At 68.0% G+C, this 6,519-nt stretch carries 7 protein-coding genes and 2 pseudogenes; 7 read left to right on the top strand and 2 right to left on the bottom strand.

Translation table 11 applies throughout. The annotated features are described in order from the left end of the window. A pseudogene (locus MKK51_RS02295) lies at positions 1 to 242 on the bottom strand (hypothetical protein); the annotation flags it as partial. A gap of 57 nt (positions 243 to 299) precedes the next feature. On the opposite strand from MKK51_RS02295, the gene MKK51_RS02290 reads away from it, so the two are divergent. From MKK51_RS02290 to MKK51_RS02270, 6 genes and pseudogenes are all read left to right on the top strand, one after another. After that, complete coding sequence (locus MKK51_RS02290; RefSeq protein ID WP_243974724.1) at positions 300 to 551, top strand: hypothetical protein; 252 nt, start codon at positions 300 to 302, stop codon at positions 549 to 551. Next, positions 551 to 913 (top strand): hypothetical protein, encoded by a 363-nt coding sequence (locus MKK51_RS02285; protein ID WP_243974723.1) that lies wholly within the window; start codon positions 551 to 553, stop codon positions 911 to 913. Before MKK51_RS02290 ends, MKK51_RS02285 begins: the two co-directional genes overlap by 1 nt. Continuing rightward, positions 910 to 1,191: a hypothetical protein gene (locus MKK51_RS02280; protein WP_243974722.1), complete on the top strand. Its 282-nt coding sequence runs from the start codon at positions 910 to 912 to the stop codon at positions 1,189 to 1,191. The genes MKK51_RS02285 and MKK51_RS02280 overlap by 4 nt, the downstream gene beginning before the upstream one ends. Continuing rightward, positions 1,188 to 1,346, top strand: a pseudogene (locus MKK51_RS27490) (helix-turn-helix domain-containing protein); the annotation flags it as partial. The gene MKK51_RS02280 and the pseudogene MKK51_RS27490, both read left to right, overlap by 4 nt. 35 nt (positions 1,347 to 1,381) lie before the next feature. After that, entirely contained in the window at positions 1,382 to 2,476 is a 1,095-nt protein-coding gene (locus tag MKK51_RS02275) for a tyrosine-type recombinase/integrase (RefSeq protein WP_243974720.1), read from the top strand. A 322-nt stretch (positions 2,477 to 2,798) separates the two neighbouring features. Then, a complete protein-coding gene (locus MKK51_RS02270) occupies positions 2,799 to 3,956 on the top strand; it encodes a complex I NDUFA9 subunit family protein (protein WP_243974718.1) in 1,158 nt (385 codons plus the stop codon). A 13-nt stretch (positions 3,957 to 3,969) separates the two neighbouring features. On the opposite strand, the gene MKK51_RS02265 is transcribed toward MKK51_RS02270, so the two are convergent. Beyond that, entirely contained in the window at positions 3,970 to 4,686 is a 717-nt protein-coding gene (locus MKK51_RS02265) for a sulfate transporter family protein (protein ID WP_243974717.1), read from the bottom strand. 273 nt (positions 4,687 to 4,959) lie between these two features. Between MKK51_RS02265 and MKK51_RS02260 the strand changes: the two genes are divergently transcribed. Next, entirely contained in the window at positions 4,960 to 6,270 is a 1,311-nt protein-coding gene (locus MKK51_RS02260) for a flavin monoamine oxidase family protein (RefSeq protein ID WP_243974716.1), read from the top strand. Positions 6,271 to 6,519: the final 249 nt, after the last annotated feature.

Below are 6,519 nucleotides of genomic sequence, written 5' to 3'. Positions count from 1 at the left end.
CCTTCAAGTGGATGAGGGCTCGTAGGCATGGCGCCGCGCTCGACTGACAGTGGATGCTGCCACTCGAACCACTGGCCGATGGTCGGCCCGTCCGGCAGCACTGCGTGGGCGAGGAACGCCTGCTCCACCGTCGATACGCCGCGATCGATCGCGACTAGCTTCGCCTTCAGGATGATGAAGAGGGCGCGCCAGATGCACATGCGCACCTGGTCGCGTGCGGCCTCGTCGATGTCGACACGCATGCGGACGAGCCGGCCGAGGCCCTGGTGATGTGCGAGCTCGCCGGCCGGCTCATCCGCATGCGTGTCGAGATCGACGAGGCCGCACGCGACCAGGTGCGCATGTCCATCTGGCGCGCCCTCTTCATCATCCTGAAGGCGAAGCTCGTCGCGATCGATCGCGGCGTATCGACGGTGGAGCAGGAGTTCCTCGCCCACGTAGTGCTGCCGGACGGGCAGACCGTCGGCCAGTGGTTCGAGCCGCAGCTTCAACTCGCATTCGAGCGCGGCGCCATGCCAACGAGCCCTCTTCTTCTGGAAGGACCGAAGTGATGGCCGAGACCAACACCATTCCGGCCGCCGGCGCGCGCGGCATCCTTCACGACCACCATGCCGAGGCGATGCAGAGGCACGCTGGCACGGCTTATCGGCCGAGCAACGGGACGGAGGGAGCGTTCTTCGAGGGCGCGTGGTGCGCCGGCTGCCGTCGCGGCGGGGAGCATGCGGCCTGCCGCATCCACATGATGGCGATGGCCTACGGCATCGACGATCCGGGCTATCCGCGAGAGCGGATTTTCGGCTCCGACGGACAGCCGTGCTGCACAGCCTTCAGCGACAAGCATGCCCCCCGTCCGGGGTACCGCTGCAAGTCGACCCCGGACCTCCTCGACGGCATGCCGGAGGTGCGGGCATGAGCGCGGGCACCGACCAGAAGCCGGATGGCTGGCACCCGTGGCCGCTTGAGGACAGCCACGTGCTGCGCGACGCGCTCTACGTCGGCGGCAACGCCGTCGCGATCGTCGAAGCATTCTCCGACACAGGCCCCTGGTACGCCAACGCGATCACCCCGGAAGGCGAGCGCGTTCGCCTAGGTGCGGGAGAGAGCCTGGAAGGCGCGGTCGCTTGGGCCGAACAGACTGCCGGGCATCGTGTGAAGAGGGCGCCCAGCACCGCAAAGGGGAGGGCCGAGTGACCGCGCTTCCGATCGTCCCCGAGCGTGTCGGTCTGGTCAGGGCCGCCGCCATCCTCGGCGTATCCCCCCGCACCGTTCAGCGTCTCGCCCAAGATCGCCAGTTGCCGACGGCCGCCAAAGTTGGTCGGCTGTGGACGTTCAACGAACAGGCGCTTCGGACCTGGCTCGTCGAACAGGAGAGCAAAGAGCCATGTCCAAGGATCGAAAGAAGGCCCCGGAGGGCTGCTATTGGCGAGGAGGCACGCTCTGGGCGCGCTTCGTGGTCGCCGGAAAAGAGTACCGGTTCAGCCTCAAGACAGGTGATCCAGTCGTTGCTCGCGGCCGGCAGGCAGCCGAACACGCGCGGATAATCGCCGCGGCGAGCTTCGGCGACGGCCGCAAGCGCTGGGAGGACGTGCTTTCCGACTGGAGCGGCTACATCGCCCACCACGTCGGCGACCGCACATGGCGGCGGTACCTGAACTCGCTTAAGACAATCGGCCCGCATCTCGATGGGCTTTTCGTCGACGAGATCAGCGAGGACACCGTCGCCGCGATCATCAAGGCGCGGCGAACACGGAAGGTCACCACGGCCACGATCCGCCGCGACCTCACCGCCCTGTCGAGCGTCCTGTCGTTCGCCGTGGACGAGAAATGGCGCAAGGGCAATCCAGCCCTGGAGGCGATGCAGAGCCGCCGCATGAAGGAGCGGCGCGACCCGATCGTCCTCCCTGAGGATCGCGATATCGCCATGGCGGTCGAGCGCGCGCCAGGAAATTTCAAGTTCCTGATCCAGGCCGCGTTGCTCACCGGCTGCCGGCAGGACGAGCTCGTCACCCTGGAGCGTCGGCACGTCGACCTTCAGCGCCGGGCGATCTCCGTTCATGGCAAGGGCAACAAGCGCCGCGTGGTCTCCCTCTCGGACGAGGCTGTGGCCCTGTTCCGATCGATCCCGCCGAGCCTCGTGACCCGGTCGGTGTTCTGGCACTCGGACGGTCGGCCCTTCGTCAACGTCGCGACCCGCTTCAGCCTGTACGGCCGGCAGCTCGCCGAAGCGGCGGCGAAGAACGGGCGGGAGTTCCGTCGATTCCGCTTCCACGACCTCCGGCATCGTTTCGCAGTGGATTACCTGCGCTCCGGCCGGGGCAGCATCTACACGCTGCAGCAGGAACTCGGCCACACGAGCCTGAAGGTCACCGAGATTTACCTCGCGTTCCTGACCGCCGAGGAGGCCCAGGCCGCGAAGGACAGCACCGCACAAAATCCGGCACAGGTGTATAGGTTTGCGCCGTCAGAGGCAGTGTAAGGTATTGCGGGTAATAAGGAATGTGCTGGGGAGCGTTAGTCGGTTCATCAGTTTACAAAACCGCTGCTCTACCGCTGAGCTAATCCGGCCCGATGCGCTAGCTACCAGCGGCAGGCGCGCCGTTCAACCGTCGATGACGAGCTGCCACGACCTCGTCAGACCAAACCGCTAATCGGGACTCGTTGCCGTGGCCGCGATCGACGGCCCTAGCTATCGATGCGCGAGCGATGGTAATCCCGCGTCCAGTGGTGACGGACACAGACTCGTGCCGCCCCGAACAGGGCATGGCGGGGCATCTCGGATGACAGGTGGGAACCAGGCGATGACCGGCTTCGACGCTTCGACCTCTCCTTTCGCCGGACCATCCTTGCCGCGTCCGTCATCGCAGCTGGTCACCGTTTTCGGCGGGTCCGGCTTCCTCGGACGCCACGTGGTGCGCGCGCTCGCCAAGCGCGGCTATCGCATCCGCGTCGCCGTCCGCCGCCCCGACCTCGCACTCTTCCTGCAGCCGCTGGGCAAGGTTGGGCAGATCGTCGCCGTGCAGGCGAACCTGCGCTATCCCGACTCCATCGTCCGGGCGGTGGAGGGCGCCGACGTGGTGGTGAACCTCGTGGGCATCCTGCAGGAGAGCGGCAAGCAGGGCTTCCTGCGCCTCCAGGCGGAAGGGGCGGGCGAGATCGCGCGAGCGGCCGCCGGGGTCGGCGCGCCGGTCGTCCATGTCTCGGCCATCGGGGCGGACGCTCAGTCGGACTCTCTCTACGCGCGCTCCAAGGCCTTGGGCGAGGCGAAGGTGCTGGCGGCCCAGCCTCGGGCGGTGATCCTGCGCCCCTCCCTGGTCTTCGGTCCCGGCGACAGCTTCTTCAACCGCTTCGCATCGCTGGCCCGCGTGCTCCCGGTCCTGCCCCTGGCCGGAGCCGGGACGCGCTTCCAGCCCGTCTTCGTCGGCGACGTGGCCGAGGCGGTCGCCCGTGCGGTGGACGGGCAGGCCGAGGCGGGCCGGGTCTACGAACTCGGCGGCCCCGAGGTCGAGACCCTCGACGCCCTCGTCCGCTACATGCTCAAGACCACGATGCGCAAACGCCTCGTCGTCGACCTGCCCAAGCCCCTCGCCATGCTGCAGGCCCGCGTGATCGAGACCGTGGACACGCTGAGCCTCGGCCTCCTGCCGGATAGCCTCAAGCTCACGCGCGACCAGGTCACCCTGCTCCAGACCGACAACGTGGTCTCGGAGACTGCCAAGGCCGAGGGGCGGACCCTCGACGGCCTCGGCATCCTGCCCACCGCCATGGCCGCCGTCGTGCCGGGCTATCTCTGGACCTTCCGCAAGGCGGGCCAGTTCGCCAAGGAGACGATCACCGCCTCCGAGGAGGAGGCCGCGGAGCCGTCATCGCCGCCGGTCGCCCGGCCGAGCGGTCCCCCGATCGGCCCCGATGCGACGGCCCCGAGCCGGATGGGCGTGCGCTGGGGAACGCGGGGGTAAGCCCTCGCGGCGCTCAGCCGAGCCGCTTGCGCGAATCCGGACCGGTGAGGGCGGCCTTCCGGCTCAGGCCCTTGTGGACATGCACCATCAGGGCGATGCCGAAGAGCGGGGTCAGCAGGTTGAGGACGGGGACCACCATCAGGCCCGCCAGCATGGCGCCGGCGGTCATGGTGGTCAGGCTGAAATGCCGGCGCATCTCCCCCGCTTCCGCCATGGGCCGGAAGCGGCCGGCGGCGAGTTCGAAATATTCGCGCCCGAGCAGGTAGGTGTTGGCGAGGAAGAAAGCCACGAGGTTCACGCCCGGCACGAAGAACAGGATCAGCGCCACGAGGTTGACCAGCAGGGCGAGGCCCGCGAAGCGCAGGGCGTAGAGCATCGCCGAGCCGATCGGCAGTGCCGTGCCCGGCGCGTCTCCGGGAAAGTCGGTGCGCTCCACGATGGCCGCGGCATCGTCGAGGAAATAGCCCGCCACCAGGATCGAGACCGCCGGCATGACGTAGGCGAGGCCGATGAACAGACCGGCACCGGCGAAAAAGACCGCCAGGGTATCGAGGAACGGGTAGCTCGCCGACAAGTGATGGTTCGCCAGGAACCAGTCGATCGCCTTGGTGAGGCCGGCCCAGATCAGGACGAGAAGCCCGAGGGTCAGGGCCAGGGACTTCCACAGGATCGCGCGCAGGGGCGGAGAGAGCACCTGCTTGACCGCAGCGTAGGCCGCCTGAATGAGCATGACGCCCAAATCCTCGAGTTCCGCGCGAGAGCGGGCGGGCGCCCCGTCCGGGCGCCGCCATCAGCCCCGGGTTCTGGCGGCGTGGGCCGAGCGGCGCAACCCCGGCCGGCCGTTCCGGGCCGAACCTTTTTGCCGCTGCCGCACGTTTGCGAAAGTGATCGGCGCGTCCGACGCTTTGTGATCCCGTCTCCTGTAATGGTCGGTCGAGGATCGCGGGTCACTCTACCGGCCCTCGCCTTTCACGACCCGCCCACCCGGACGCCTGCGAGCCGCATGATCCCGATACCCCGTCCCGCCCACGCGCATTTCCGCCCGAGCATCGCTCCGCGCCTCGCCCCCCTGCCCGACCACGCAGACGTGATCGTTGTCGGCGCGGGTACCGCCGGGATCGCCGCGGCGCGGACGCTCACGGAGCACGGCGTCTCCGTGGCCGTGCTGGAGGCGCGCGACAGGGTCGGCGGACGGCTGATCACCACGATGCTGCGCGGCCATCCGGTGGATCTCGGCGGCCACTGGCTCCATGCCGGCCCGATCAACCCGCTGGTGCATCTGGGCGAGAGGCGGGGCGAACCCCTCCGGATCGCGGCACAGGACGGACATCTGTTGGTGTCGGGCCGGAAGGGGCGCCCCGCCGAGGCCGCCGCCCATGCCCGTGCCTTCTCGGTGGCCGACCGGGCCCTGACAACCCAGGCCGGATTTGCCGCTCCCGACCGCCCGGCCGCGAGCGCACTTCCGCCCGGCCTCGGCCCCTGGGCCGAGCGCATCGCCCTCGTCCACGGCCTCGTCTCCGGACGCCCCCTGACGGAGGTCTCCCTCCATGATTTCCCCAGCATGGAATACGGCGACAACCGCTTCATCGCCGGCGGCTTCGGCGGCTATCTCGCCCGCCTGGCGCAGGGGCTGCCCATCGCGCTGAACACGCCGGTTGTGCGGATCGACTGGTCGGGGACGGGCGTCGCCATCGAGACGGGGGACGGATCGGTGCGGCGGGCCGCGGCGGTGATCGTCACGATCCCGATGATGGTGCTGCGCGCCTCGCCCCTGTTCACCCCGTCCCTGCCGCCCGAGACCCGCGCGGCCATCGACGGATTTTCCCGCGGGATCTATGAACACGCCGTGCTGCACTGGCCGTCCGCGCCCTTCCTCGGTCGCGACCGTCTCGCCGCCCTGGTCGGCGGACGCCACAAGCCCCCCGGACTGCTCACCCGCGTGGACGGAACGCCGTTCCACCTCTTCGAGCTCGACACGCCGATGACGCGGGCGCTCGATGCACGGGACAGGCACCCGGATTCCACCCGCCGCCTGGTCCGCTCCGTCCTGGCGGAGCATGTCGGCCACCGCGCCCTACACGATCTTTCCATTCCCGCGGTCAGCGAGTGGCGGCACGACCCGTGGTCGCTCGGTTCGTGGGCCGTGGTCCCACCCGGACACGCTCCGGCACGTGGACACCTTCAAGCACCGCTCGCCGGCAAGATCTGGTTCGCCGGAGAAGCGTTGTCCCGCCTGCAATGGGGAACCGCCGGCGGGGCCTATCAAGAAGGCCTGAGGGCAGCCGCCGAGGTTGTTTTTTCTCTCGAAAAATAGCTCAGGTTGCACAAACAATAGCAGCTTGCAGCGGGCAAAATATCATTTTCTATAGTAGCATTATACTAGAAAAATGGATTAAGCTTCTCTCCATATTTGCAATTTATCACGAATCTGCGGGAATCGCGAGACCACGGGCTCACTGCGAATGCTAGACGGGACAGTCATTCTCATTACAGACCGGCCCGACAGCAGTGAACTCCTGCGCCACGAGCTGAGCCTCGTCGCGGACTGCAAGGTAATCCGATA

The organism is Methylobacterium sp. E-045, from assembly GCF_022829685.1.
Taxonomy (GTDB): domain Bacteria; phylum Pseudomonadota; class Alphaproteobacteria; order Rhizobiales; family Beijerinckiaceae; genus Methylobacterium.
Note: the sequence above shows the minus strand (reverse complement) of the source record. Positions and strands in the feature narration are given on the sequence as shown.